Source organism: Pseudomonas sp. NFX71, assembly GCF_048079215.1.
Lineage (GTDB): Bacteria > Pseudomonadota > Gammaproteobacteria > Pseudomonadales > Pseudomonadaceae > Aquipseudomonas > Aquipseudomonas fluorescens_B.
The window spans coordinates 1,598,166-1,624,903 of record NZ_CP182230.1; the positions used below are offsets into that span (position 1 = coordinate 1,598,166).

Consider the following 26,738-nt stretch of genomic DNA (forward strand, 5'->3'; position numbering starts at 1 on the left):
CTTATAAGTCAGGCGTTGTTTGACGCGTGGGCGTCGCTTGGTACAGATTGCCATTGCAATTGCCGCGCACAACCACCCACTCGGGTAATGGCAGGGTGAGCAAGAGAAGATCAGGGCGTGCAGAATCATGAGCAGCGGCCGACACGTTGCACGGGCTGCCAAGGTAAAACGGTTCTATATTGGAAGGGCAACTCGTAAAGAGAATGTCGTGCTGACCGTCCAGAATATCGGACGGAGCCAGCCGGTTCGCCGGGGAAAGAGAAGTCGACGACACGCCTTGGGCAACACGGGCCCTGGCGTGGACGTAACGATCGCCACTGATGTGATAAGCATGCAGACCGATCTGCCTGGAGCAGATGGTGACGCCGATTAACGGCAGGCGAGACATGAAGCACCCCGGTATTATTGCTGTTATGGGTTTGAATCGAGCTTAGCCTTGTTCATTTTTTTACACAACACCCCCGTAAAAAATACAACACGGCCCGCTCAAGCCCGCGGCCGGTAAAGCGCTCAAAGGCATAAAAACGCCCCAAAGTGCCTCAAAAAAGCCTCATGGGCGCTTTTTTAGGGCAAAAAAGGCCTCGCTTGACTTCGGCATGCCGTTCGGGTTGACTGAAACCCGAAGAGATCAATGATTGATATTTTTAACAACAAAGGTGTTGCATCATGTCGGTACCCCCGCGTGCCGTTCAGCTTAACGAAGCGAACGCGTTCCTTAAGGAACATCCTGAGGTTCTGTACGTTGACCTTCTGATTGCGGATATGAATGGTGTGGTGCGCGGCAAGCGCATTGAACGCACCAGTCTCCACAAGGTTTACGAGAAAGGCATCAACCTGCCGGCCTCTCTATTTGCTCTGGATATCAATGGCTCGACGGTGGAAAGCACCGGCCTGGGCCTGGACATCGGCGATGCTGACCGAATCTGCTATCCAATCCCTGACACCCTGTGCAATGAGCCCTGGCAGAAGCGCCCGACCGCGCAACTGTTGATGACCATGCACGAACTCGAAGGTGACCCTTTCTTCGCCGATCCTCGCGAAGTCCTGCGTCAGGTCGTGACCAAGTTCGACGAGATGGGCCTGACCATCTGCGCCGCCTTTGAGCTTGAGTTCTACCTGATCGACCAGGAAAACGTGAACGGTCGTCCGCAACCTCCACGTTCGCCCATTTCCGGCAAACGCCCGCATTCGACTCAGGTGTACCTGATCGACGACCTCGACGAATACGTCGACTGCCTCCAGGACATTCTGGAAGGTGCGAAAGAGCAAGGCATCCCTGCCGACGCGATCGTCAAGGAGAGTGCCCCGGCGCAGTTCGAAGTGAACCTGCACCACGTGGCCGACCCGATCAAGGCCTGCGACTACGCGGTCCTGCTCAAGCGACTGATCAAGAACATCGCCTACGACCATGAAATGGACACCACCTTCATGGCCAAGCCTTACCCGGGCCAGGCGGGCAACGGTCTGCATGTACACATTTCGATTCTTGATAAAGATGGCAAAAACATTTTTGCCAGCGAGGATCCCGAGCAGAACGCCGCACTGCGTCACGCGATCGGCGGTGTGCTCGAGACCCTGCCGGCGCAGATGGCTTTCCTCTGCCCGAACGTCAACTCCTACCGTCGTTTCGGCGCACAGTTCTACGTGCCGAACTCGCCGTGCTGGGGCCTGGACAACCGCACCGTAGCGATCCGCGTGCCGACCGGTTCTTCCGATGCCGTGCGCATCGAGCACCGTGTAGCCGGTGCCGACGCCAACCCGTATCTGTTGATGGCTTCGGTCCTGGCAGGCGTGCACCACGGCCTGACCAACAAGATCGAGCCGGGCGCACCCGTGGAAGGCAACTCCTACGAGCAGAACGAGCAAAGCCTGCCGAACAACCTGCGCGATGCGTTGCGCGAGCTGGACGACAGCGAAGTCATGGCCAAGTACATCGATCCGAAGTACATCGATATCTTCGTGGCCTGCAAGGAAAGTGAGCTGGAGGAGTTCGAACACTCCATCTCCGACCTTGAGTACAACTGGTATCTGCATACCGTTTAAGCGGTTGCAGTAAAAACAACGCCGCCGGCTATTGAAGCCTGCGGCGTTTTTTTATGGCCAACATCAAACCTGTGGCGAGGGAGCTTGCTCCCGCCGGGTTGCGAAGCGGCCCCAAAACAGTCAATGAGGTGTGTCTGACAGAACCGTATCGCTGTTACAGGGAGTCCTTCGGCCTCCAACGGGAGCAAGCTCCCTCGCCACAGGGGATATGGAACATCTGCCCGCTCTGCGTACAATGCCCGCTGCCCCGCAGGAGGACTCCAATGACGCGCACCGCCACCATTCGCAAACCCCGCGCCCGCAGCCAGGCCCGGATCGATTCGATACTCGATGCCGCCCGCACGCTGCTGGCTGCCGAAGGTGTGGCCAGCCTGTCGATCTACAGTGTCGCCGAACGCGCGGAGATCCCGCCCTCCTCCGTCTACCACTTTTTCGCCAGTGTCCCGGCCCTGCTCGAAGCGCTGACCGCCGACGTCCACGCCGCTTTCCGCGCCTGCCTGCAAGCGCCCATCGACCACGGCGCCCTCGACGGCTGGCGCGACCTGTCGCGGCTGGTGGAACAACGGATGCTCGCGATCTACGACGAGGACGCCGCCGCCCGCCAGTTGATCCTCGCCCAGCATGGCCTGACCGAAGTCACCCAGGCTGACCGTCAGCACGACATCGAATTGGGCGACCTGATGCACAAGCTGTTCGATCATCACTTCGAACTGCCGACGCTGCCGACAGACGTTGATGTGTTTGCGCTGGCCATGGAATTGGGGGATCGGGTGTATGCACGCTCGGTGCAACAGCATGGGCAGATTACGCCGCGCATGGCCGAGGAAGGGATGCGGGTGTTTGATGCGTATCTGGGGTTGTATTTGCCGCCGTATCTGCCGAAGCGCGCCGTTTCAGCCTGATCTCTATGGCGGCTGCGACGGCCTCATCGCGAGCAGGCTCGCACAGCGAACACAGCATTTGTGGACCACAACAATCCCTGTGGGAGCGAGCCTGCTCGCGATGGCAGCACCGCCGAACTCACTGATTCTCATCCATGAAAAACCCCGAAGGGCTCACACCCTCCGGGGTGGCTCGAAATGCACGCGATCACAACTTGGCGATCGACACCTCGGTGGATTTCACAAACGCAATCACTTCGCTCCCGACCACCAATTCCAGCTCCTTGACCGAACGGGTGGTGATCACCGAAGTGACAATGCCGGAAGCGGTCTGCACGTCGATTTCCGACAGCACGTCACCCAGGACGATTTCCTTGATCGAGCCTTTGAACTGGTTACGAACGTTGATGGCCTTGATAGTCATGATGTTGATTCCTGTCGTTGGATGAGGCTTGAGTTATTGAGCCCAACGCAATTGCGTAGGCAAGGGTGAAACAGGTTCAGGTTCCGGTGGTTCGCCGGGCAGTGCGAGGACGCGATTGAGGACTTCGGTTTCCAGCGCCGCCAGCCGATGCGAACCCCGAACCCGAGGCCGCGGCAGCTCCACGTGCAGGTCGAGACCGACTTCGCCCTCTTCGATCAGGATCACCCGATCGGCAATCGCCACCGCTTCGCTGACATCGTGGGTCACCAGCAACACCGTAAAACCGTGCTTCTGCCAGAGCCGCTCGATCAGCTGCTGCATTTCAATTCGGGTCAGGGCATCCAGTGCACCCAGCGGTTCGTCGAGCAACAGCAACCGCGGTTGATGGATCAGCGCGCGGGCCAGGGCCACACGTTGCTTCTGGCCACCGGACAGCGCCGCGGGCCAGTCATTGGCGCGATCTGCCAGGCCGACTGACTCCAGCGCTTCCAAGGCTTGCGGACGCCAGTGGCCCTTGAGCCCGAGGCCGACGTTGTCGATGACCTTTTTCCATGGCAGCAAACGCGCTTCCTGGAACATCAGCCGAGTGTCTTCCCTCGCATCGCCCAGCGGTGCGGAACCGGCGCGCAATTCACCACCCGTGGGTTTGTCGAGACCGGCGAGCAACCGCAGCAAGGTACTTTTGCCACAACCGCTGCGCCCCACCACGGCGACGAACTGGCCGGCCGGAATGTGCAGATCGATCTCACGCAGTACCTGCCGCGAGCCGAAGGTTTTTTGCAGCTTGCGCACCACCAGCGGAATACCGCGCAGCAGGCGTGGAGGTTGTTGAGCGGTCATGCTGCACCTCCCTTGGCAACCTGATACGCCGGATGCCAGCGCAGCCAGACGCGCTCAAGTCCACGGGCTGCGAGGTCGGCGAGTTTGCCGAGCACCGCATACATCAGGATCGCCAGCACCACCACGTCGGTCTGCAAAAACTCCCGGGCATTCATCGCCAGGTAACCGATGCCCGCACTCGCGGAAATGGTTTCAGCGACGATCAAGGTCAGCCACATGAAGCCCAGCGCAAAACGCACGCCGACCAGAATCGAAGGCAATGCACCCGGCAGGATCACCTGACGGAACAGGCTGAAACCGGACAAGCCATAGCTGCGTGCCATCTCCACCAGCGCCGGATCGACGTTGCGAATGCCGTGATAGGTGTTGAGGTAGATCGGGAACAACGTGCCCAGCGCCACCAGAAAAATCTTCGCCGACTCATCGATGCCGAACCACAGGATCACCAGTGGAATCAGCGCCAGGTGCGGCACGTTGCGGATCATCTGCACCGAACTGTCGAGCAGGCGTTCGCCCCATTTCGACAGACCGGTGATGAAGCCCAGCGCCAGTCCGATGCTGCCGCCAAGGGTGAAGCCCAGCGCCGCACGCCAGCCGCTGATCGCCAGGTGCGTCCAGATTTCTCCGCTGCGTACCAGGCTCACGCTGGCCTCAATCACCGCGATCGGCGCCGGCAGGATCCGTGTCGACAACCAGCCCGCCGACACTGACAACTGCCACACCGCCAACAGCAAAACCGGCAACACCCAGGGCGCAAGGTTGTGGATGATTTTCTTCATGGTGCGCCTCAGCTCCGGGGCGCGGCTTTGGGAAGAATGTCGTTGGCGACCATCTCGCCAAACGGACTGACGTAACCGGCGCTTTTCGGCAGCTCGGGGCGCTCGATATCGAGATGCGGGAACAGCAATTCCGCGACGCGGTAGGACTCTTCGAGGTGCGGATAGCCGGAAAAGATGAAGGTGTCGATGCCCAGGTCCGCGTATTCCTTCACGCGCGCGGCCACGGTCGGACCGTCGCCGACCAACGCGGTGCCAGCACCGCCACGCACCAGACCGACGCCCGCCCACAGGTTGGGGCTGACTTCCAGGTTGTCGCGGCTGCCGCCATGCAATGCCGCCATGCGTTGCTGGCCGACGGAATCGAAGCGCGCCAGTGAAGCCTGGGCACGGGCGATCGTGTCGTCGTCCAGGTGCGAGATCAGTCGGTCCGCGGCTTGCCAGGCTTCGGCATTGGTTTCACGAACAATCACATGCAGGCGAATCCCGAAGCGCACCGTGCGGCCAAGCTTCGCGGCTTTAGCGCGAACCTGTTCGATTTTCTCGGCAACAGCGGCCGGTGGCTCGCCCCAGGTCAGGACCATTTCCACTTGCTCTGCCGCGAGGTCCTGCGCCGCTTCCGAAGAGCCGCCGAAGTACAGCGGCGGACGCGGTTGCTGGATCGGCGGATAGAGCAACTTGGCGCCCTTCACGCTGATGTGCTGACCGTCGTAATCAACGGTTTCACCTTCCAGTACACGACGCCAGATGCGGGTGAATTCCACCGAGGCTTGATAGCGTTCTTCGTGTGTCAGGAACAAACCGTCGCCGGCCAGTTCTTCCGGATCGCCACCCGTCACCAGGTTGAACAACGCACGACCGCCGGACAGGCGATCCAGTGTCGCGGCCTGACGCGCGGCCACCGTCGGGGAAATGATCCCGGGGCGTAGCGCGACAAGGAATTTCAGACGCTGGGTCACCGGGATCAGCGACGCCGCCACCAGCCACGAGTCTTCGCACGAGCGGCCGGTGGGAATCAGCACCCCGCCGAAGCCCAGGCGATCCGCCGCTTGCGCAACTTGTTGCAGGTAACCGTGATCGACGGCGCGAGCGCCCTCGGCGGTGCCAAGGTAATGGCCGTCGCCGTGGGTAGGCAGGAACCAGAAGATATTGAGGCTCATGGAGTGGTCTCCTTGGGGAATCGAATTACTGCGCGTTGGCGACGGCCGCCGGTGGCGTCCAGATCACGTCTTTGATGCTCAGCGGCTTCGGAATCAGCTTGAGCTGGTAGAAGCTGTCGGCAATTTTCTGTTGGGCGGCGACCACTTCAGGAGTCAGGAACAGTGCGCCGTAGCCCTGGCGTTTCACCGAGGTCAGGGTGATGTCCGCCGGCAGGCCAAGCAGTGGCGAAACCTGTTGGGTCACGTCTTCCGGGTTGGCCTTTGACCACTCGCCGACGGCGCGCACTTCTTCCACGAGGGTCTTGATGACCTCAGGATTTTTCTGTGCGTAAGGTTTGGTCGCCAGGTAGAACTGATGGTTGTCGACGATGCCTTGGCCATCGCGCAGGGTGCGCGCTTGCAGCTGTTGTTCGGCGGCGGCCTGGTATGGGTCCCAGATCACCCAGGCGTCGACGCTGCCACGTTCGAACGCGGCTCGGGCATCGGCCGGCGGCAGGAAGACGGTCTGGATGTCGGTGTATTTGAGGCCGGCGTCTTCCAGCGCGCGAACCAGCAGGTAGTGAACGTTGGAGCCTTTGTTCAGGACGACTTTCCTGCCCTTGAGGTCCTTCACCGATTTGATTGGCGAGTCTTTCGGCACCAGGATCGCTTCGCTGTGGGGCGCTGGCGGTTCGTAGGCGACGTAGAGCAGATCGGCACCCGCCGCTTGAGCGAATACCGGAGGCGTTTCGCCGGTGACACCGAAGTCGATGGAGCCGACATTCAGCCCCTCAAGCAGCTGCGGGCCGCCGGGGAATTCAGTCCATTGCACATCCACGCCTTGGGCGGCGAGGCGTTTTTCCAGCGTGCCTTTGGCTTTGAGCAGCACCAGCGTGCCGTACTTCTGATAACCGATCCGAAGGGTCTCGGCTTGAGCTTGAGTAATGGCGCCGAAGGACACAGCCGCAGCAAACAGAGCGACCAGACCACGACGCAAAATGACAGTGCGCATAGCGCTCTCCTTTTTGCCGTTGGGTTTTGGCTGCACCTGCTTGGCCGTTGACGGCTGAGTAAGGTGAGTACTTCAGAATTCAGGTGTGGCTTGAGTGCAGGCTTAAATGCTCCAGCGAGCACTCAACAGACGTTCATTCAACAGGTTCGGATCGAGCGGCTTCGGCCGTCGCGCCATGGCGCTGAAAAACAGCTCCAGGGATTCGTTCAAACGCTCTTCCAGCTCTGGCGCCAGTTGCGCTTGTGCGCTGCCTTCACCGTAAGCGATCTGGCTGTCCGCAGCGAAAATCCCGTGGAGCATTTCCTGGGCCTTCAACGCCGACAACACCGGTTTGAGTGCGTAATCCACCGCCAGCATGTGGGCGATGCTGCCGCCGGTAGCCATCGGCAAAACCACTTTGTGGGCCAGGGCGCGTTCGGGCAGCAGGTCCAGTATGGTTTTCAGTGCGCCGGAGAACGATGCCTTGTACACCGGCGTCGCGATCAGCAGGCCGTCGGCGTTTTCAATCTGTTGCAGCAGGTCGATCACCTTCGGGCTGTCGAAACGTGCGTGTAGCAAGTCTTCGGCCGGGAAGTCCCGCACCTGGTAACTCACCACTTCCACACCCTGTTCCTGCAACCAGCGTTGGGAGCGCTCCAGCAGCACCCCGGAACGGGAGCGTTGGCTCGGACTGCCACCCAGTGAGACGACCAGCATTCAGACGATTCCTTGAACGGTGTTGGCGATTCGCCGTGTGCGATCTCGCTTCGATGAAGAGACCTTAACAGGTGATTCATATATCTTTAAATCATATTTATTCATTTGGTTATTCGATAAAGAGATATACGGGCGCCGTGTTTTCCAGGCATCGGCATAGGGGACGGCTTCATAGGCCGCTCCCCTGCCACACCACCCGGCATGCGGGTCCGCACCGGGCGGTTCGAGAGATTGAGGTTATGAGAGGCGCGCCAATCCCAGCCTGTCGAACCACGCAATATTCAGCACACGATTCAACTCAAAACGGCTATTACGCCACCAGCGATGAGAGTTACTGGCCACCCTCTGCGCCACCTGCTGGCTCGCCCCCAGTGTCCGCAGCTCTCGATAGATCGTAGGGCCACGCTTCCACTGCCTGAGCTGGATCGCTCTCAGTCGATGTCGTATCCATTCGTCCAGCTTGCGCCAGACTGCCGGTGTTTGCGACAACGTGAAGTAGGCTTTCCAGCCCAAAAGATAAGGCCGGAGATTATCTGCGACCTGTTGCAAGCTACGCCCGCAGGAGCGCCGGGTAAGCCAGCAGATACGCTGCTTGAACTGTTTCTGCGCCTTATAAGAGACCGCGCGCTTGACTTCACTTCGGGCTGACCACAACTCATAGCCCAGAAACTTGCGACCAAACGCGCTCGTCACTGCACTCTTGCTCTCGTTGACGCTCAAGTGCAGCTTTTCGTACAGCCGCCTCAGCAGGGCCATTACCCGCTGCCCCGCCTTCTGACTGCGCACATACACGTTCGCATCGTCGGCATAGCGCACGAAACAATGGCCTCGGCGTTCAAGCTCCCGATCCACTTCGTCCAGCAGCACGTTCGCCAACAACGGCGACAGTGGGCCGCCTTGCGGCGCCCCGCAGCGGCTTTTCTCGACCACGCCATTGATCAGCGTTCCCGCATCCAGATAGGCGCGAATCAGCCGGATAACCGCCTGATCCGTAATCCGTTTGCGCAAACGATCCATCAAGATGTCGTGATCGACCCGGTCGAAGAACTTCTCCAGATCAACATCCACCACCACTTTACGTCCTGAAGAGGCATAGCGCTGAGCCGCTAAAACGGCGTCCTGCGCACAGCGTCCCGGACGGAAGCCGTAGCTGTGTTCACTGAAGGTCGGATCGAGTAATGGCTGCAAGGCTTGCAGCAACGCTTGTTGGATCAAACGGTCGGTGACCGTTGGGATACCCAACTCGCGTTGACCGCCGTCAGGTTTGGGAATGACCACACGCCGTACCGGACTGGGCCGGTAGACTCCTGAAAGAAGCTGTTCACGAATCCCCGCCCATTGGGTCAGCAGGTACTCGGCCGTCTGATCAATATCCAGACCGTCGACTCCCGCTGCACCTTTGTTGGCCTTGACCCGTTTCCACGCCCGTTTCAGGTTTTCTCTCGCAAAGGCCCGTTCCAGCAGCCCTTGTCCTGCGTTATCGGGTTCATTTTGCGGGCGATTGACCTCGTCGCTGACAGGATTTCTCACGGTTTCACCGCTCGTTATCTCCGTCCGCCCCGCGTTTGGCAGGCATCTGACTTCCGGTCTTTCGCATCAACATGGCCTATGACGCTTTCTCTCGTTCGGCCCTTCGTCAAAAAAAAGACTACTACGGCCTCTGCTGACTTCTCGCTCCGACTCGCGCCGTCGCCCTTTCAGGCACAAGGCGAGATCTCCCCAGGTAAGAACGCAATCCTTCACCGCACAACCGCCGGATTTACGCTGCCTGACCCTTGACCACAAGAGCTTCGCGGTTTTATGCCCGCTCGCCCTGGTCGGCTTCGCCTTGTATCCGGTTCTTGTACATCGGCTCGCGGTTTCGATTCACGCTTCCTCCCCACACTCGGTCGCCCTCATGCAGTTGCGCTTCACTTCGTTCGCTGTGGTCAGCTTACGGCGGGACTTTCACCCACAAGATTGCGCCCATGCTGGGCGCACATAAAAAAGGCCGTCGAAACGGCCTGAAATCCCCTGTTGTTCGGATAACTTGAACCATGTGCTGAAGGTTTACTTGTTCGGTTGCGGCGTCAGACGCAGGTACGGCTTCACCGCGCGATAGCCCTTGGGAAAGCGTTTCTTGATTTCGTCCGGGTCCTGCAGCGACGGCACGATCACCACTTCTTCACCGTCCTTCCAGTTGGCCGGGGTGGCCACCTTGTAGTTGTCGGTGAGTTGCAGCGAGTCGATCACCCGCAGGATTTCATGGAAGTTACGGCCGGTGCTGGCCGGGTAGGTGATGGTCAGCCGAACCTTTTTGTTCGGGTCGATCACGAACAGCGAACGCACGGTCAAAGTGTCGTTGGCGTTCGGGTGAATCAGGTCGTACAGGTCCGACACCTTGCGGTCAGCGTCGGCCAGGATCGGGAAGTTGACGGTCGTGTTCTGGGTTTCGTTGATGTCCTCGATCCACTTGTGGTGCGAGTCCACCGGGTCCACGGACAGCGCAATGGCCTTGACCCCGCGCTTGGCGAATTCATCCTTGAGCTTGGCGGTGAAGCCCAGCTCGGTGGTGCACACTGGGGTGAAGTCTGCCGGGTGGGAGAACAGCACGCCCCAACTATCGCCCAGCCATTCATGGAAACGGATGGTGCCGACGCTGGAATCCTGCTCGAAATCGGGGGCGATGTCGCCGAGTCTGATGCTCATGGTGGGCTCCTGATGAGTGTGATGTAGAACTCAACTGTAGCTCGTGTTGGGGATCATACAAAAAGAATATATATCTAGATTATTAGACCGAAAATGAATATTAAATAACTGTTCACTGGACCCGCCAATCCATCGCGACGACTATCGTTTCCAAGGTTCGAGAAGGCCTTGAGTTGCTGCAAAAGAGGGAAATCAGGGCGGGATTACGGGGGTGACCCCGCCCTGGAAACGCAAAAGCCCCGCCCGGCGTGATGCCGGGCGGGGCTTTTTTTTCAGCGGTTACGCGAGCGCTATTACAACAGCGGGATCGAGTAGCTGACGATCAGGCGGTTTTCGTCCTGGGAGCGAACGCCCGGGAGGTCGGTGCGCCAGGTAGCGTTCTTCCACATGAAGCCAACGTTTTTCAGCGGACCTTCTGGCACTACGTAGGCCAAGGTGAAGTCACGTTCCCACTCGGAACGACCCGAAGTGCTTTCGCGGCCATTGGTGCCTACGAGGTCGATGTCGTCACCTTTGAGGTAAACAGCACCGGCGGTCAGGCCAGGTACACCCACTTTGGCGAAGTCATAGGAGTAGCGTGCTTGCCAGGTTTTCTCGCCGGCACGGTTGAACTTCTGAATTTGCATGTCGGTGATGGTGTAGTTCGACGAGCCGTCACCCTGGTTCAGCCAAGGGAAGTCGCTGCTGCCGTTACTGACCTGGTAACCGCCACCGAAGGTGTGGCCGGCAACGGAGTATAGGAACAAGCCGCTGTACAGGTTGTTGGACACTTCACCGCGACCATTACGTACGCCGGTGTAGTTACCGGTGCTGTAGTACGCCGAGTCGGTGCCGTTTTTGCCGTCATCAGAGCTGTTGAAGTAACGGAAGTCAGACTTCAGCACACCTGGACCGATTGACCAGTTGTGAACCAGGCCCAAGAAGTGTTGCTTGTAGAAGTATTCCAGGTTGCCGTAGTAGTACTGAGCGGTCAGGTCTTTGGTGATTTTGTAGTCGCCACCGGCATAAATGAACTTGTTGCTGTCGCGCCAGCCAGTACCGCGAGTATTCGCACCGGAGATGCTCAGCTGTTCGTTGTTGCTGGAGTTACGGCCCTTGGCAGCTTCAATCTGACCGCCAACCAGGGTCAGGTCCTTGATTTCGCCGGAAGTGATCTGGCCGCCCTGCCAGGTTTGTGGCAGCAGACGACCATCGTTGGTGACGATAACCGGGTTCTTCGGCTGCAGCGTGCCCAGCTTCAGTTCGGTCTGGGAGATTTTGGCTTTGGCAGTCAGGCCCAGGCTGGAGAAGTTATCCACCGCCTTGCCGTTGGACTCGCTCGGGAACACAGTGCCGCCGTAAGCGGTACCGGCATTGCCATTGGTACCGCCACCCGAATCCAGACGTACGCCCAGAAGACCAATGGCATCGATACCGAAGCCGACAGTACCTTGGGTGTAGCCCGAGATGAAACGCAGATCGAAGCCTTGGCCCCATTCTTCGTTCTTGTTCGCGCCAGGACCGTCACGGTTATCGGTATTGATGTAGAAGTTACGCAGCCCCAATGTAGCCTTGCTGTCTTCGATGAAACCGGCGGCGCCTGCCTGCTGCGCCAAAACCCCTACGGCCACGGCCAGGGCCAAAGTGGACTTGTTCATTGTTTCGCTCCTCTCGTTTCTAATTTTTTCGGTCCTGAGTCGAATGCTCTGGATCCTGAAATGCGCGTGTGCCGCTGTCCGCGATCCGCACGCCACTCAACCGAAGGCTCTAAGTCAACGGTCTGACTGCGGAAAATGGGCCGGCATGGTAAACGGAAAAAACTCAATTCATTCTTTTTTAATGCCGTACGGGAATAAAAGACGGCATTTTGATCGCCAAGGGACACTAGTATCGGCCCCGACGGGATTCACTTTAGGGATTTATCTTAAAAGCTAAAAAGAATATTAAATTACTGATCAATTCCTAATTCGAATATTAAAAAAAACGCAAAAAAAAAGCCCCGCCGGCCGGCGAGGCTCTCTTCGCGAAGCTTGTTACATGAAGCTGTAGGTGTAGTTGAAGATCAGACGGGTCTGGTCCTGGGCAGCAATGCGTGACGAGTTCGAGGTCGCGTTCGGAGTGTCACCACGGTATGTGCCATGACGTAGTGTGGTGCCGAAACCTTTCAATGGACCCGTTTGAATCACGTAATCCACACGCAGGTCGCGCTCCCACTCGGTCAGGTCTTTACCCACGCCATTGGAGGCTTTGATGTTCTCGCCGCGCAGATAAGCAGCCGAGGCCTTCAGGCCTGGAACCCCCAGAGAGGCGAAGTCATAAGTGTACTGACCGAAGGTGGTGTTTTCGCCTGCACGGACGAAACCGTTGATCATCGAGTCAGTGAACAGATAGAAGCTGGCGCCCGCCGCCCCTTCGTTGCGACCATTGCCATCGACCACGTTGCCCTGGTTCAGATATACGAAACCGCCGTCGTCGCTGACACGCTGGTGACCGACCAGGAAAGCACTGCCACCCAAGGTGTAAGTGAACATGGCGCTCCAGGTCGTGTTATCAACCTCGCCTGGGGTCTTGGCGTAGCCGTTGTTGTTGTTGAAGCGATAACCCGCATCACCATTCTTGCCGTCGGAGCTGCTGTCGAAGTAGCGCAGGTCGGTCTTGAAAGACTGGTTGTTGCTGATCGGGAAGACGTGCACGAGGCCGAAGAAGTTTTGCTTGTAATAATCTTCCAGGTTCGCGTGGTAGTACTGCAGCGTCAGGTCCTTGGTAACCTTCCAGTCAGCACCGGCGTAACGGAACTGGTTGCTTTCTTCGGTACCGCCAGCCACTGCCAGGCCGGTGGTGTTCGAGGATGCGCGACCCGCTGCATGCTCAAGTTGACCGACGTTGAACGTGAAGTTGTCGATCTCCTTCGAGGTGATGGTGCCACCCTCGAAAGTCTGTGGAAGCAGACGGCTGTCGTTCGCGACCAGGATCGGCATGTTGGGTTGCAGCGCCCCACCCAGGTGGGCCTCGGTTTTCGAGAAGCGCGCTTTGACGTTACCCGCTACGCGGCTCCATGGATCGGATGCCGAGCCGTCGCTGTCGCTTGGGAAAAAGTTGTTGTTGTCCGGGTGATGACCACGACCACCGTCCAGATGGATGCCCACCAGCGCCTGGGCGTCAATACCAAACCCAACTACGCCTTGAGTGAAACCGGACAGGTAATCGAACTTGAAGCCTTGAGCGGTTTCGCGCTGATCGTTGGCAGTCCCTTCGCGGGTATCAGCGTTGTAATACATCGTCCGAGAACTGACGGAAGCCTTGCTGTCTTCGATGAAACCGGCGGCGCCTGCCTGCTGCGCCAAAACCCCTACGGCCACGGCCAAGGCCAAGGTGGACTTGTTCATTGTTAAGCTCCTCTCGTTTCTAATTCTTGTAGTCCTGGTCCTGAGTTCAAACGCTCGGGATCCTAGGATTTGCGATTAGCGCCAGACCGTGACCTACAAGTCAATCGTAACTATCTGTGTCTACGACCATGGTCTAACCCCCGTCAATTCGGTCCATGCGGGTTTATGACGTCGCCATAAACCTAAAAAGAAGTCTGTGCTTCTTTTTCATACCCTTTGGGAATGAGCTCGCTGAAAAAACCCTTCCAAAGCTAATTTCCAAAAGGTATTTAATTTTATTTTTTTTAGATGAATTGGATTTAAAAAACCGCTTTCAATCTCATTTAAAGCAACGCCATGACGGCCAAGCGCGCACTATCCAGCTCAATTGTTACAGTTTGTGTATCGGTATTATTTCTTTGAGTGCTCCAAACCAGCTGGACCGCTGATTCGGTACCGGTGCAAGAAAATCGTCAAACTGACCGGTGCCAATGCCGCCGATGTGCCAGAACTGCTGGCCGGTTCAGCTTTCCCGGATGCCAAGGCACAACAGACCACCGCGCTGCTGGACGGCGGCACGGCGAAGGCCATGGGTGAGACGGCGAAGTTCTTGAAGGAACAAGGGAAGGTTGAGACGGTGCTGCCAGATTACTCGCCGTATGTCAGCGCGAAATTCGTCGCCGAGTAACACACAAACCCTGTGGCGAGGGAGCTTGCTCCCGCTGGGGGCCGAAGGACACCCAAACCCGGCAACGCGATAAGTCAGACATAACGCGTTTGCCTGTTTTGGGGCTGCTGCGCAGCCCAGCGGGAGCAAGCTCCCTCGCCACAAAAGCCTGCGGTTACAGGGCTTTTTCGAAGATCTTCGAATTACGCTGATAGTTGTACAGCGACGCCCGCGCCGACGGCAGGCGCTCGACGCTGCTCGGCACGAAGCCACGCTCGCGGAACCAGTGGGCGGTCCGGGTGGTGAGGACGAACAGCGTCTTCAACCCCTGAGCCCGAGCGCGGGTTTCGATCCGCTCCAACAGCTCATCCCCACGGCCACCATGCCGGTACTCCGGGTTCACCGCCAGGCACGCCAGCTCCCCCGCATCCGAATCGGCAATCTGATACAGCGCCGCACACGCGATGATCATGCCTTCGCGCTCGACCACACTGAACTGCTCGATTTCTCGCTCCAGCACTTCGCGCGAACGACGTACCAGAATCCCCTGCTCTTCCAGCGGGCTGATCAGGTCCAGCAGACCGCCAACGTCTTCAATCGCGGCTTCACGCACGACTTCGAATTGTTCCTGCGCCACCAGCGTACCGCCACCGTCACGGGTGAACAGTTCGGTCAACAGTGCGCCGTCTTCGACGTAACTGACGATATGACTGCGCGCCACGCCGCCACGGCAAGCTTCAGCCGCAGCGTCCAGCAATTCGCCCTGATAGTTATTGCCCAGACGCTGCAAATGCGCCGGCACTTGCTGGGGACGCAGTTCACGCACCAGACGACCGTTTTCATCGATCAAACCCAGGTCGGCACCGAACAGCAGCAGTTTATCGGCCCCCAGATCAATGGCCGCGCGGGTCGCCACGTCTTCACACGCGAGGTTGAAAATCTCACCGGTCGGCGAGTAACCCAACGGCGACAGCAACACGATGGAGCGCTCGTCCAGCAGGCGATTGATGCCTTTGCGGTCAACCCGGCGCACTTCGCCGGTGTGGTGATAGTCGACACCTTCGAGCACACCGATCGGCCGTGCAGTCACCAGGTTGCCGCTGGCCACCCGCAGGCGCGAGCCCTGCATCGGCGACGAAGCCATGTCCATCGACAGCCGTGCTTCGATGGCAATGCGCAGCTGGCCGACGGCATCGATCACGCACTCGAGGGTCGCCGCATCGGTGATGCGCATCCCGTGGTGGTAATGCGGGGTTAGGCCACGCGCGGCCAGGCGGGTTTCGATCTGCGGGCGGGAACCGTGAACCAGCACCAGTCGCACGCCGAGGCTGTGCAGCAGCACCAGGTCGTGGACGATATTGCCGAAGTTCGGGTGCTCCACCCCGTCGCCGGGCAGCATGACGACGAAGGTGCAATCGCGGTGGGCGTTGATGTAAGGCGAAGCGTGACGAAGCCAATTAACGTATTCGGGCATGAACCTGGGCCTGTAAATAAATAGCAGCCAAAAAATGGGCGAAACGGAAAACGCACAGCGGGCTGATGGTTATCGTCGGAACAGGCTTGGCGACACGCGCGCTCTCCTCATGAATACGGGTTGGGGCATTGGCAATTTATACCTGTAGGAGTTGCCGAAGGCTGCGCCTACAAGGGTAGCGTTCAAGCCATTGGCGCTTGAGCCGGTGTCAGGCAGTAATGTTCGATCAGCTGCCGTAATAGATGCACGGTAGGCTGCAAACGTGACATTTCGAGGTATTCCCCCGGTTGGTGCGCGCAGGCAATGTCGCCCGGGCCTAACACCACTGTTTCGCAGCCAAGACGCTGAAGATAAGGCGCTTCGGTGCCGAACGCCACTGCTTCGGCGCGATGACCCGTAAGCTTTTCCGCGACGCGCACCAATTCGGCGTCCTCGGCCTGCTCGAAGGGCGGCACTTCGGGGAACAGCGGCGCGTAATCGATCTTTACCTGATGGCGTTCGGCAACCGGGTTGAGTTTCTTCAGAATCTCCGCGCGCAGCATCTTGGGGTCCATGCCCGGCAGCGGACGCAGGTCGAATTCCAGCGAGCACTGGCCACAGATGCGGTTGGGGTTGTCCCCGCCATGGATGCAGCCGAAGTTCATGGTCGGCACCGGTACGCCGAACTGCGGATTACGGTATTCGCGCTGCCACAACAGGCGCAGCCCGCGCAGTTCGCCGATGGCATCGTGCATGGCTTCGAGAGCGCTATGACCGAGGCGCGGGTCCGAGGAATGGCCGCTCTGACCGAGGATGTCGATGCGCTCCATCATGATGCCTTTGTGCATGCGGATCGGTTTCAGTCCGGTCGGCTCGCCGATTACCGCCGCCCGGCCCAACGGGCGTCCTGCTTGAGCCAAGGCACGGGCACCGGACATCGAGCTTTCTTCATCGCAGGTGGCGAGGATCAGCAACGGCTGTTTGAACGGCTGTTCGAGCAAGGGCTGGACGGCTTCGATGGCCAGGGCGAAAAAGCCTTTCATGTCGCAACTGCCCAGACCGACCCAGCGGCCATCGACTTCGGTCAGTTTCAACGGATCGGTCTGCCATAGCGCGCCATCGAACGGCACGGTATCGCTATGTCCGGCGAGCACCAGACCACCGGGGCCGGAACCGAAACTGGCCAGCAGATTGAATTTGCCGGGGCTGACCTGCTGGATATCGCAGGCAAACCCCAGGTCGCCGAGCCACGTCGCCAGCAAATCGATCACTGGACGGTTGGATTGATCGAGGCTGGCCTGGGTACAACTGACCGACGGCGTGGCAATCAGCGCAGCGAACTGATCTTTCATGGACGGCAAAGGCATCGCTGACTCCAACTCGCGAATTGAAGTCCATCATAGAACCATCCGGCGACAGGAATAAACCGTCGCGGCACCTAGGAACGTTCACTCCTGTACACTGCACGACCTTGGCAGCCACACATTCCCCCGGCTGCGCTCCCGATCCTGGATTTTCCGGCCATGCAGAAAGAAACCGAAATCAAACTCCGCGTCAGCCGCGAAACCCTCGCCGCCCTGCGCGAGCACCCGCTCCTGAAAAAACGCAACAAAAGTGGCTGGGAACGCCGTGAACTGATGAACCAGTACTTCGACACGCCTGAGCGTGACTTGGCCCGCGCCAAGGTTGCCCTGCGCCTGCGCCGCGATGGCGAAGAAGTGATCCAGACCCTCAAGACCCGTGGCCAGAGCGTCGCCGGTTTGTCCGAGCGTAACGAATACGACTGGAACCTGCCCAAAGCCAAGCTCGACGTGAAAAAACTCGATGGCGAATGCTGGCCTGAAGAGCTGGCCGAGCTGGACAAGAAAACCCTCAAGCCGATTTTCACCACCGATTTCGTCCGCGAACGCGCCGAAATCGCCTGGGGCCGTGGCAAGACCAAAGTGGTGATCGAAGCCGCGCTGGACCTGGGCCACGTCGTGGTCGGCAAGCAGAAAGAAGAAATCTGCGAACTGGAGCTGGAGCTACGCGAAGGCGAACCGGCCGCGCTGCTGGAACTGGCCGCCGAACTTGCCGCGACCCTGGCCCTGATGCCGTGTGACATCAGCAAGGCCGAACGCGGTTACCGCTTGTACGACGCCAACAGCTATTCGTTGAGCCTGCCGGCGCCGCAGATCAGCGCCGAAATGCCGCTGGACGACGCGTTCGCCGCGTTGAGCTGGCATTTGCTGAGCAGCAGCCAGCGTCTGGCCGAGCAATATCGCTTCAACGGCCACTGGCGTCTGTTGCAGGACTGGGTCGAAAACCTTGCCGAATTGCGCGCCCTGCTGAGCAGTCTGGGCCAGGCCGCCCCGCGTCAGTCGACACACGACCTGCGCCTCGCACTGGATGCGTTGCTCGAAGACTGGCGCCCTCTGGTACAGGCCGGTCAGGACGACGAAGACGTGCGTAAAGCCGCGCCGGAGCAGTTCCTCGAAGAACTCGAAGACCCGCGCTGGGGCCTGTTCTCGCTGAATACCTCGCGCTGGTTGCTGGCCCGCACCTGGGCCGCCGATCGCAATGTTCGCGGCAATCGCCAGGGCGCTGCGCAATTGGGTAGCTGGCTGCCGCGCTTGCTGGGTGAAGAAGCGACCTCCCTGCAGTTGCAGCGTTACCAGCAGCAGCCGGAAGACCTGGCCGAGCAACTGCCGCGCATCGAGCGCATCCAGGCCTGGTTGCACCATGCCCGCAACGTGCTGGAGATCCCGGAAATGGATCGACTGTACGGCGAGCTGAAGCAGCTTGCGCAACTGGCCAACGAACCGATCACCGATGAATCGCTGGATGCGCGCAAGCAGCAGGCGATCGCGGTTTATCAGAACCGTGCCTGGAAGATGTTGCTGCGCATGTAAGTCCTTGTGGCGAGGGAGCTTGCTCCCGCTGGACTGCGCAGCAGGCCCATTTTCGGGGCCGCTCCGCTGCCCAGCGGGAGCAAGCTCCCTCGCCACAAAAACCCTCTGTCGAATCAGCGCAACACCGGCAAGCTGGTGGTCGACTTGATTTCCGACAACGCCACAATCGAGTTCACCTCCTGAATTCCCGGCACCATCGACAGCTTCTCGAAGAAAAACCGCTCATACGCCTCGATGTCCGCCGTCACGATCCGCAACAAGAAATCCACTGACCCCATCAGCACATAACACTCCAGCACTTCGGAAAAGCCGCGAATCGCCTCGGTGAACTCCGTAAAGTTCGAACGCCCATGGGCGTTGAGTTTGACCTCGGCAAAAATCTGCGTGTTGAGCCCGATCTTCTTCCGGTCCAGCAGCGTCACCTGACCGCGAATGATCCCCTCCTCCTTCATCCGCTGAATCCGCCGCCAGCAGGGCGACTGCGAGAGCCCTACCTGCTCGGCGATCTGCGCGCTGGAGAGCGAAGCGTCCTCTTGCAGCAACGCGAGAATCTTGCGGTCGTAGCCATCCAGTTCGCTTTGCATAGAAAAACCTGTAATCAATGTTTTGTTGAATCACATGATTCGATAGATCGCCAATAAGACCCATCATAGATAAGAAATACCCGGCATCGAATGTAAAAATTCCTCCAGTGATTTTGGAGACCGATCATGCCGCATCTCGAAGCCGTGAACACCCCGCCTACCCGCGCCGATGTCTGGAACGCCAGCAATGCCCACTGCCGCGTCCACTATCAATTGCTCGCCGAGGCCGAACCGGATCTGTTGTGCCGTGCGCTCAACCTGTTCGCGTTGCAATGCCTGACACCGCAACAGGTCAACGTGCAGCGCACGGACGATTGGCTGTCGCTCGACATCGTCATGGACGGGCTGAGCTGGCACCGTGCGCAAGTGATTGCGGAAAAATTACGTAACCTGATCAGCGTCTGTTCGGTTGAACTGCAAGCGGCTGATTTTGCGCGGGTTGAAGCGACTCAGGCGACGGGCTGAAAAAACCCGATACGGCTTCGTCGGGTAGTGGCCCAACGGTCAGCGGGTCCACGACTATCCTTTGCGAACTGTTGTTCACGAGGAGCCCGCATGTCCGTTCAACTCGCCATTCAGGACCGCTGGCTGGATCTCAATGATTTGCTGCGCGAGCTGGTCGCCCAGGGCTTTATCAGCCAGGATTCGGCCGAGCACGCGCTCAACGCCCGCCGCCGTCACGCCGCCAATGGCCAGCTGCACCCGCTGGAGTTCATCGCCAGCCAGCAGCTGGACGACCTCAGTCGTCCCGGCAAACACCTTGACCTGGAAAGCCTGACGCTGTGGTTGTCGCAGCAGGCCGGCCAGCCCTACTTGCGCATCGACCCGCTGAAAATCAACGTCGCGGCCATTACGCCGCTGATGTCCTACGCCTTCGCCCAGCGCCACAAGATTCTCGCGGTGTCCATTGATCGCGACGCCGTGACCGTGGCCAGCGCCCAGCCCTATGTCAAAGGCTGGGAAGCCGACCTGACCCACGTTCTGAAGCTGCCGATCAAGCGGGTGGTGGCCAACCCGGTCGACATCCAGCGTTTCAGCGTAGAGTTTTTCCGCCTGGCCAAATCGGTCAGTGGCGCGACCAACAACGATCAACAGACCAGCACCCTGGGCAACTTCGAGCAACTGCTCAACCTCGGCGCCAGCGACCAGGAGCCGGACGCCAACGACGCGCACATCGTCAATATCGTCGACTGGTTGTTCCAGTACGCCTTCCAGCAGCGCGCCAGCGATATCCACATCGAACCCCGTCGCGAGCAAGGCACGGTGCGCTTTCGCATCGACGGTGTGTTGCACAACGTCTATCAGTTCCCGCCACAGGTGACCATGGCCATCGTCAGTCGGCTCAAGAGCCTGGGACGGATGAATGTCGCGGAAAAACGCAAACCCCAGGACGGTCGGGTGAAAACCAAGACGCCGGACGGTGGCGAAGTCGAGTTGCGGCTGTCGACGTTGCCAACGGCGTTTGGCGAAAAAATGGTCATGCGGATCTTCGATCCCGAAGTGCTGCTCAAGGACTTCGATCAGTTGGGCTTTTCCGCGGATGATCTGCGCCGCTGGCAGGACATGACGAGTCAGCCCAACGGCATCATTCTGGTGACCGGGCCGACCGGCTCGGGCAAGACCACCACGCTCTACACCACCTTGAAGAAACTGGCGACGCCGGAGGTCAACCTCTGCACCATCGAAGACCCGATCGAGATGGTCGAGCCGGCGTTCAACCAGATGCAGGTCCAGCACAACATCGAACTGACCTTTGCCGCCGGCGTGCGCGCGCTGATGCGGCAAGACCCCGACATCATCATGATCGGCGAGATCCGTGATCTCGAAACGGCTGAAATGGCGATCCAGGCCGCGCTCACCGGTCACCTGGTGCTCTCGACGCTGCACACCAACGACGCGCCCAGCGCCATCAGCCGACTGCTGGAACTCGGCGTGCCGCATTACCTGATCAAGGCCACGGTGCTCGGCGTCATGGCGCAGCGACTGGTCCGAACGTTGTGCCCGCACTGCAAGGCACCGCTGACGCTGAGTGAAGAAGACTGGCAAACCCTGACCAAACCCTGGCAGGCACCGCTGCCCGGCAATGCCCAGCGCGCCGTCGGTTGCCTGGAATGCCGCGACACCGGCTACCGTGGCCGCGCCGGGGTCTACGAAATCATGCAACTGACGGATGGCCTCAAAGCACTGATCAACCCCGACACCGATCTGCTGGCGATCCGGCGTCAGGCGTTCAAGGAAGGCATGCGCAGTCTGCGGCTGTCGGGCGCGCAGAAGGTAGCTGCAGGGTTGACGACAATCGAGGAGGTGCTGCGGGTGACACCGCAGAGTGAGCAGAAATGAAACCTTTTATGTCTCCTGATGATGCAAAGACCGACAAACGATTCTTATCCCCGAGCCGCGCCGTTACACTCCTGCGATCGCAACTTCAATGATCAACAGGGAATCGTTATGCAGATCGGTAGCGTGCTTTTACTTTTTGTCGGCCTGGTGGTCGCCATTCTGTTCATGGGCTTCAAGGTTGTGCCGCAGGGTTATCAATGGACGGTCGAGCGATTCGGCCGTTACACCAACACCCTCAAACCGGGCTTGAACATCATCATTCCAGTGATGGACCGTATCGGTCGCAAGATCAACGTCATGGAAAGCGTGCTGGACATTCCGCCTCAAGAGGTCATCACTGCGGACAACGCCACGGTGCAGATCGACGCCGTGTGCTTCTTCCAGGTGGTCAATACCGCCCAGGCGGCCTACGAGGTGAACAACCTCGAACACGCCATCCGCAACCTGCTACAAACCAACATCCGGACCGTGCTCGGCTCCATGGAGCTGGACGCGATGCTCAGCCAGCGTGACGGGATCAACGAGAAACTGCTGCGCACCGTCGATGAAGCCACGGCGCCATGGGGCATCAAGATCACCCGGATCGAGATCAAGGACATCAGCCCGCCAGCAGACCTGATGGCGGCGATGTCGGGGCAGATGAAAGCCGAGCGGATCAAGCGTGCGCAAATTCTCGAAGCCGAAGGCCTGCGTGCCGCAGCGATTCTGACGGCCGAGGGCAAGAAACAGGCGCAGATCCTCGAGGCGGAAGGCGGTCGTCAGGCCGCGTTCCTCGAAGCCGAAGCCCGTGAGCGTCAGGCCGAAGCCGAAGCCCAGGCGACCAAAGTGGTGTCCGAAGCCATCGCCGGCGGCAACGTGCAAGCGGTCAACTATTTTGTCGCGCAGAAGTACATCGATGCGCTGGGCAAACTGGCCTCGGCCAACAACAGCAAAGTCATCCTGATGCCGCTGGAAGCCAGTTCGATGATTGGCGCGGTCGGCGGCATCGGCGAAATCGTCAAGGCCACGTTCGATAACAAGAAAGCCTGAGGCACGTTATGTGGGCATTCCTGCAGCATTTATCGTTCTGGGACTGGCTGGCATTGGGTACCGTGCTGCTGATTCTCGAAGTGTTTGGCGCTGGCGGCTATCTGCTGTGGATCGGCATGGCGGCCGCCGCTGTTGGCGTACTGACATTCGTAGCACCGGACATGTCCTGGGAACTGCAGTTTCTGCTGTTCGGCCTGCTCTCGATCGCTACCGCCCTGTATTGGTGGCGACGCCAGCGCAGCGCGGTGCGCCAGAGTGACGAGCCGAACCTCAACCTGCGTGGCCAGGAACTGATCGGCAAAACCTTTGTGGTGCATGAGTCGATTGTCGACGGGCGCGGAAAAATCAAAGTGGCTGATAGCGTGTGGATGGCCCGTGGTCCGGATGCCGTCATCGGGAGCCGTGTTCGGGTGACCGGACAGCAAGGCGCCATTTTGCTGGTGGAACCGGCTCAATGACCGGTGATGGAACTCGGCTGGGTACTTGGCAATCAAACGCCGTAGTTAACCCAGTGGAGTCACCCATCATGCGTTTCAAACTTGCTGTCGCTACCATCGCCGTGTTGTCCCTTCCAGTCGGTTCGGCGATGGCCGACAGCTTTTGGCGTAACGTCATCTCGTCCGGTGCAACCACCGGTTCGACTTACCTGACGTTCAAGGATCACAAGCTGATCATTGCCGCACAGGACGATGCCGGCAGTTTTGTTGCCAGTGACGGCGGCATCCGCGGCCCGTACCTGGAAGCCGCGATGCAAAAGGTTCGCGCCGACAACCCTGGCCTGCAGGCCACGGACATGGAACTGGCGAATGCGATCCTGGCAAAGAATGCCGTAGCGTCGGAATAAGTTTTACTGATGAACAAAAATGCCGCTCACATGAGCGGCATTTTTTTTGCCTCACAGGGTTACGTGTCTTGTGGTATTTCAGCGGTAATCATCCACGGGCACGCACGCGCAAAACAGGTTCCGATCCCCGTAAACGTTATCCACCCGATTCACCACCGGCCAATACTTGTGCGCCTTGGTGTGCGCGTCCGGTGTCACCGCTTGTTCGATACTGTACGGCCGCTCCCAAACCCCGGTGATGTCGGCCAGTGTGTGCGGCGACCGTTTCAGCGGGTTGTCCTCGGCCGGCCAGTTGCCATTCTGCACCTCGGTGATTTCTGCGCGAATGCTCAGCATCGCCCCGATAAAGCGGTCGAGCTCAGCCTTCGATTCACTTTCGGTCGGCTCGACCATCAAGGTCCCCGGCACCGGAAACGACATGGTCGGCGCATGGAAGCCATAGTCCATCAGGCGCTTGGCCACGTCCTCTTCGCTGATGCCGGTCAGTGCCTTGAGTGGCCGCAGGTCGAGAATGCATTCGTGAGCCACCCGCTCGTTGCGCCCGGTGTAGAGCACCGGGAATGCACCGGACAAATGCAGCGCCAGGTAATTCGCCGCGAGGATCGCCACTTCGCTGGCGTCTGCCAGTTGCGGCCCCATCATGGCGATGTACATCCAGCTGATCGGCAGAATGCTCGCACTGCCCCAGGGCGCCGCGCTGACTGCGCCGTTCTGCGGCAACGGACCGTCAATTGCCACCACCGGGTGATTGGCCACGAACGGCGCCAGGTGTGCCCGCACACCAATCGGCCCCATGCCAGGCCCGCCACCGCCGTGGGGAATACAGAAGGTCTTGTGCAGGTTCATGTGGGAAACGTCGGCACCAATGTCCGCCGGCCGCGCCAATCCGACTTGCGCATTGAGGTTGGCGCCATCCATGTATACCTGGCCGCCATGGCTGTGGATAACTTCACAGATCTCACTGATGCCTTCCTCATACACGCCGTGGGTCGAAGGATACGTCGCCATCAGGCAAGCGAGTTTGTCTCCGGCAGCCGCCGCTTTTTCCTTCAGGTCATCGAGGTCGACGTTGCCCGCTTCATCGCACTCGACGATCACCACACGCATCCCGGCCATTTGCGCCGAGGCAGGATTGGTCCCGTGGGCCGAGGACGGAATCAGGCAGATGTCCCGCGCACCTTGATGACGACTTTCGTGGTATTTGCGGATCGCCAGCAACCCGGCGTATTCGCCTTGCGCGCCGGAATTGGGCTGCATGCAGATCGCGTCGAAACCAGTGATCGCGCAGAGCCAGCGCTCCAGCTCTTCGATCATCAGTGCATAACCGACCGCCTGCTCTTTTGGCACGAACGGATGGAGATTGGCGAACTGCGGCCAGGTGATCGGGATCATCTCGCTGGTGGCATTGAGTTTCATGGTGCAGGAGCCCAGCGGGATCATGGACTGGTTGAGGGCAAGGTCCTTGTTTTCGAGCTGCTTGAGGTAACGCAGCATTTCGGTTTCGCTGTGATGTGCGCTGAATACCGGGTGACGCAGGTAAGGCGAGGATCGCTGCAGTTCGCCAGGGATGCCGGAAGGAAGCGTTTCAGCGTCCAGTTCGTCTACGTTGATCCCATGATCGGCGCCAAGGAACACATCGAACAGTTTGGCAACGGTGGACTCGTCGGACGTTTCGTCGAGGCTCAGACCCAGCTGACCGCGTCCGAGAATGCGCAAATTGATTTGCGCGGCCTGGGCGCTTTCGATGATCGCCGTCTGAGTGCCGCCGACCTCCAGCGTAAGGGTGTCGAAAAAGTGCGTGTTGAGGCGGGATATGCCGTGGCGTTCCAGGCCCGCCGCGAGGATGCACGTCAATCGATGAACTCGCTGGGCAATACGTTTGAGCCCTTCCGGCCCGTGATAGACCGCATAGAAACTGGCGATATTGGCCAGCAGCACCTGGGCAGTGCAAATGTTCGAATTCGCCTTCTCCCGGCGAATGTGTTGCTCACGGGTTTGCAGGGCCATCCGTAATGCCGTGTTGCCGCGCGCGTCTTTCGAGACGCCGATAATCCGCCCGGGAATCGCCCGTTTGTATTCATCGCGACTGGCAAAAAACGCCGCGTGGGGCCCGCCGTAACCCATGGGCACACCAAACCGCTGGGACGAGCCGAACACCACGTCGGCACCCAACTCTCCCGGTGGCGTCAGCAACAACAGGCTCAGCAGATCGGTGGCGACGCAGGCCAGGGCTTGCTGGGCGTGCAGGTGATCGATCAACGGACGCAGGTCGCGAATCTCGCCGTGGGTGTCGGGATACTGCAGCAGCGCGCCGAATACCTGGTGCTGTTTCAAGTTATCCACAGTGTCGATGATCAGCTCGAAACCGAAACCTTCGGCACGGGTCTGCACCACGGAAATCGTCTGCGGATGACAATTTTCATCCACAAAAAACAGATTGCTCCTGGACTTGGCGACACGCTTGGCCAGGGCCATGGCTTCCGCCGCCGCCGTGGCTTCATCCAGCAGCGAGGCGTTGGCCAGCTCCAGGCCCGTCAGGTCGATGGTCAGTTGCTGGAAATTCAGCAAGGCTTCGAGTCGGCCTTGGGCAATTTCCGGTTGATACGGTGTGTAAGCGGTGTACCAACCGGGATTTTCCAGCACGTTGCGCAGGATGACCGCCGGCGTGATCGTGCCGTGGTAACCCATGCCGATCAGGCTGGTCCAGACCTGGTTCTGCTCGGCGTAACCGCGCAACTTGGCCAGCGCGGCTTCTTCGTCGAGGGCGGGCGGCAGGTCGAGCGCCCGGTTCAGGCGTATCCCCGGCGGCACCGTCTGCTCGATCAGCTCGACGCGGCTACCGACGCCGAGGCTGTCGAGCATCGCCTGCTGCTCGGCGGCATCGGGCCCGAGGTGGCGGCGAAGGAAGGCATTGGGGTCGCGTAACTGGCTCAAGGACGGCAACTGGGACATGACGGGCTCTCTCTGGACTGGCGCTCAGCGTCGATGCAACACGGTCAAACCAGCATAGCAGCCACTGCCTCGGAGCCCTTGAAGATCAAAAGATCGCAGCCTTCGGCAGCGCCTACAGAAATACGCATTCCAATG

At 59.4% G+C, this 26,738-nt stretch carries 23 protein-coding genes and 1 pseudogene; 9 read left to right on the forward strand and 15 right to left on the reverse strand.

All coding sequences use genetic code 11. The features are described 5' to 3' along the window. Position 1: 1 nt before the first annotated feature. Entirely contained in the window at positions 2-388 is a 387-nt protein-coding gene (locus ACM1ZW_RS07395) for a glutamine amidotransferase (protein ID WP_414877914.1), read from the reverse strand. Positions 389-666: 278 nt separating this feature from the next. On the opposite strand from ACM1ZW_RS07395, the gene ACM1ZW_RS07400 reads away from it, so the two are divergent. Next, the gene (locus ACM1ZW_RS07400; RefSeq protein WP_017341358.1) at positions 667-2,043 is read left to right on the forward strand and encodes a glutamine synthetase family protein; all 1,377 of its coding nucleotides are present in this window, start codon (positions 667-669) and stop codon (positions 2,041-2,043) included. Between the two features lie 263 nt (positions 2,044-2,306). Continuing rightward, complete coding sequence (locus ACM1ZW_RS07405) at positions 2,307-2,945, forward strand: TetR/AcrR family transcriptional regulator (RefSeq protein WP_017341359.1); 639 nt, start codon at positions 2,307-2,309, stop codon at positions 2,943-2,945. Between the two features lie 187 nt (positions 2,946-3,132). On the opposite strand, the gene ACM1ZW_RS07410 is transcribed toward ACM1ZW_RS07405, so the two are convergent. The 10 genes from ACM1ZW_RS07410 to ACM1ZW_RS07455 all read right to left on the reverse strand — a co-directional run bounded on the left by ACM1ZW_RS07410 (position 3,133) and on the right by ACM1ZW_RS07455 (position 13,864). Further along, positions 3,133-3,348 carry a TOBE domain-containing protein gene (locus tag ACM1ZW_RS07410; protein ID WP_003229256.1) on the reverse strand — a complete coding sequence of 72 codons (216 nt, stop codon included), beginning with the start codon at positions 3,346-3,348 and terminating at the stop codon, positions 3,133-3,135. A gap of 33 nt (positions 3,349-3,381) precedes the next feature. Continuing rightward, entirely contained in the window at positions 3,382-4,188 is an 807-nt protein-coding gene (ssuB, locus tag ACM1ZW_RS07415; protein ID WP_416740362.1) for an aliphatic sulfonates ABC transporter ATP-binding protein, read from the reverse strand. After that, a complete protein-coding gene (gene ssuC / locus ACM1ZW_RS07420) occupies positions 4,185-4,967 on the reverse strand; it encodes an aliphatic sulfonate ABC transporter permease SsuC (RefSeq protein ID WP_416740363.1) in 783 nt (260 codons plus the stop codon). Before ssuC ends, ssuB begins: the two co-directional genes overlap by 4 nt. A gap of 8 nt (positions 4,968-4,975) precedes the next feature. Continuing rightward, the gene (gene ssuD, locus ACM1ZW_RS07425) at positions 4,976-6,124 is read right to left on the reverse strand and encodes an FMNH2-dependent alkanesulfonate monooxygenase (RefSeq protein WP_017341362.1); all 1,149 of its coding nucleotides are present in this window, start codon (positions 6,122-6,124) and stop codon (positions 4,976-4,978) included. A gap of 25 nt (positions 6,125-6,149) precedes the next feature. Beyond that, on the reverse strand, positions 6,150-7,115 hold the full coding sequence (locus tag ACM1ZW_RS07430) for a sulfonate ABC transporter substrate-binding protein (protein ID WP_416740364.1): 966 nt from the start codon (positions 7,113-7,115) through the stop codon (positions 6,150-6,152). 102 nt (positions 7,116-7,217) lie between these two features. Then, on the reverse strand, positions 7,218-7,811 hold the full coding sequence (ssuE, locus tag ACM1ZW_RS07435) for an NADPH-dependent FMN reductase (protein WP_416740365.1): 594 nt from the start codon (positions 7,809-7,811) through the stop codon (positions 7,218-7,220). 237 nt (positions 7,812-8,048) lie between these two features. Then, a complete protein-coding gene (ltrA, locus tag ACM1ZW_RS07440; RefSeq protein ID WP_416740366.1) occupies positions 8,049-9,341 on the reverse strand; it encodes a group II intron reverse transcriptase/maturase in 1,293 nt (430 codons plus the stop codon). Positions 9,342-9,860: 519 nt separating this feature from the next. Beyond that, positions 9,861-10,499 carry a peroxiredoxin gene (locus ACM1ZW_RS07445; protein ID WP_017341365.1) on the reverse strand — a complete coding sequence of 213 codons (639 nt, stop codon included), beginning with the start codon at positions 10,497-10,499 and terminating at the stop codon, positions 9,861-9,863. Between the two features lie 293 nt (positions 10,500-10,792). Beyond that, positions 10,793-12,136 (reverse strand): OprD family porin, encoded by a 1,344-nt coding sequence (locus tag ACM1ZW_RS07450; RefSeq protein ID WP_416740367.1) that lies wholly within the window; start codon positions 12,134-12,136, stop codon positions 10,793-10,795. A 375-nt stretch (positions 12,137-12,511) separates the two neighbouring features. Then, on the reverse strand, positions 12,512-13,864 hold the full coding sequence (locus ACM1ZW_RS07455) for an OprD family porin (protein WP_416740368.1): 1,353 nt from the start codon (positions 13,862-13,864) through the stop codon (positions 12,512-12,514). Between the two features lie 414 nt (positions 13,865-14,278). Here ACM1ZW_RS07455 and tauA point away from each other — a divergent pair. Beyond that, positions 14,279-14,531, forward strand: a pseudogene (tauA, locus tag ACM1ZW_RS07460) (taurine ABC transporter substrate-binding protein); the annotation flags it as partial. Between the two features lie 154 nt (positions 14,532-14,685). Here tauA and argA read toward each other — a convergent pair. Beyond that, a complete protein-coding gene (gene argA, locus ACM1ZW_RS07465; RefSeq protein ID WP_017341369.1) occupies positions 14,686-15,984 on the reverse strand; it encodes an amino-acid N-acetyltransferase in 1,299 nt (432 codons plus the stop codon). 182 nt (positions 15,985-16,166) lie between these two features. Continuing rightward, the gene (gene argE / locus ACM1ZW_RS07470) at positions 16,167-17,330 is read right to left on the reverse strand and encodes an acetylornithine deacetylase (RefSeq protein ID WP_416740369.1); all 1,164 of its coding nucleotides are present in this window, start codon (positions 17,328-17,330) and stop codon (positions 16,167-16,169) included. Positions 17,331-17,486: 156 nt separating this feature from the next. Between argE and ACM1ZW_RS07475 the strand changes: the two genes are divergently transcribed. After that, the gene (locus ACM1ZW_RS07475; RefSeq protein WP_017341371.1) at positions 17,487-18,854 is read left to right on the forward strand and encodes an inorganic triphosphatase; all 1,368 of its coding nucleotides are present in this window, start codon (positions 17,487-17,489) and stop codon (positions 18,852-18,854) included. A 113-nt stretch (positions 18,855-18,967) separates the two neighbouring features. Here ACM1ZW_RS07475 and ACM1ZW_RS07480 read toward each other — a convergent pair whose 3' ends face one another. Next, positions 18,968-19,438 (reverse strand): Lrp/AsnC family transcriptional regulator, encoded by a 471-nt coding sequence (locus tag ACM1ZW_RS07480; protein WP_017341372.1) that lies wholly within the window; start codon positions 19,436-19,438, stop codon positions 18,968-18,970. Between the two features lie 126 nt (positions 19,439-19,564). On the opposite strand from ACM1ZW_RS07480, the gene ACM1ZW_RS07485 reads away from it, so the two are divergent. The 5 genes from ACM1ZW_RS07485 (at position 19,565) to ACM1ZW_RS07505 (ending at position 23,651) form a co-directional block, all read left to right on the forward strand. After that, positions 19,565-19,903 carry a hypothetical protein gene (locus ACM1ZW_RS07485; protein WP_017341373.1) on the forward strand — a complete coding sequence of 113 codons (339 nt, stop codon included), beginning with the start codon at positions 19,565-19,567 and terminating at the stop codon, positions 19,901-19,903. 90 nt (positions 19,904-19,993) lie between these two features. Continuing rightward, the gene (locus ACM1ZW_RS07490) at positions 19,994-21,778 is read left to right on the forward strand and encodes a GspE/PulE family protein (protein ID WP_414884738.1); all 1,785 of its coding nucleotides are present in this window, start codon (positions 19,994-19,996) and stop codon (positions 21,776-21,778) included. A gap of 108 nt (positions 21,779-21,886) precedes the next feature. Further along, positions 21,887-22,807 carry an SPFH domain-containing protein gene (locus tag ACM1ZW_RS07495; RefSeq protein ID WP_008150402.1) on the forward strand — a complete coding sequence of 307 codons (921 nt, stop codon included), beginning with the start codon at positions 21,887-21,889 and terminating at the stop codon, positions 22,805-22,807. Positions 22,808-22,815: 8 nt separating this feature from the next. After that, positions 22,816-23,265, forward strand: a complete 450-nt coding sequence (locus ACM1ZW_RS07500) for an NfeD family protein (protein ID WP_017341375.1) — start codon at positions 22,816-22,818, stop codon at positions 23,263-23,265. Positions 23,266-23,333: 68 nt separating this feature from the next. Next, entirely contained in the window at positions 23,334-23,651 is a 318-nt protein-coding gene (locus ACM1ZW_RS07505) for a DUF2388 domain-containing protein (RefSeq protein ID WP_017341376.1), read from the forward strand. Positions 23,652-23,729: 78 nt separating this feature from the next. On the opposite strand, the gene gcvP is transcribed toward ACM1ZW_RS07505, so the two are convergent. Further along, complete coding sequence (gcvP, locus tag ACM1ZW_RS07510) at positions 23,730-26,603, reverse strand: aminomethyl-transferring glycine dehydrogenase (protein ID WP_416740370.1); 2,874 nt, start codon at positions 26,601-26,603, stop codon at positions 23,730-23,732. Positions 26,604-26,738 lie beyond the last annotated feature (135 nt).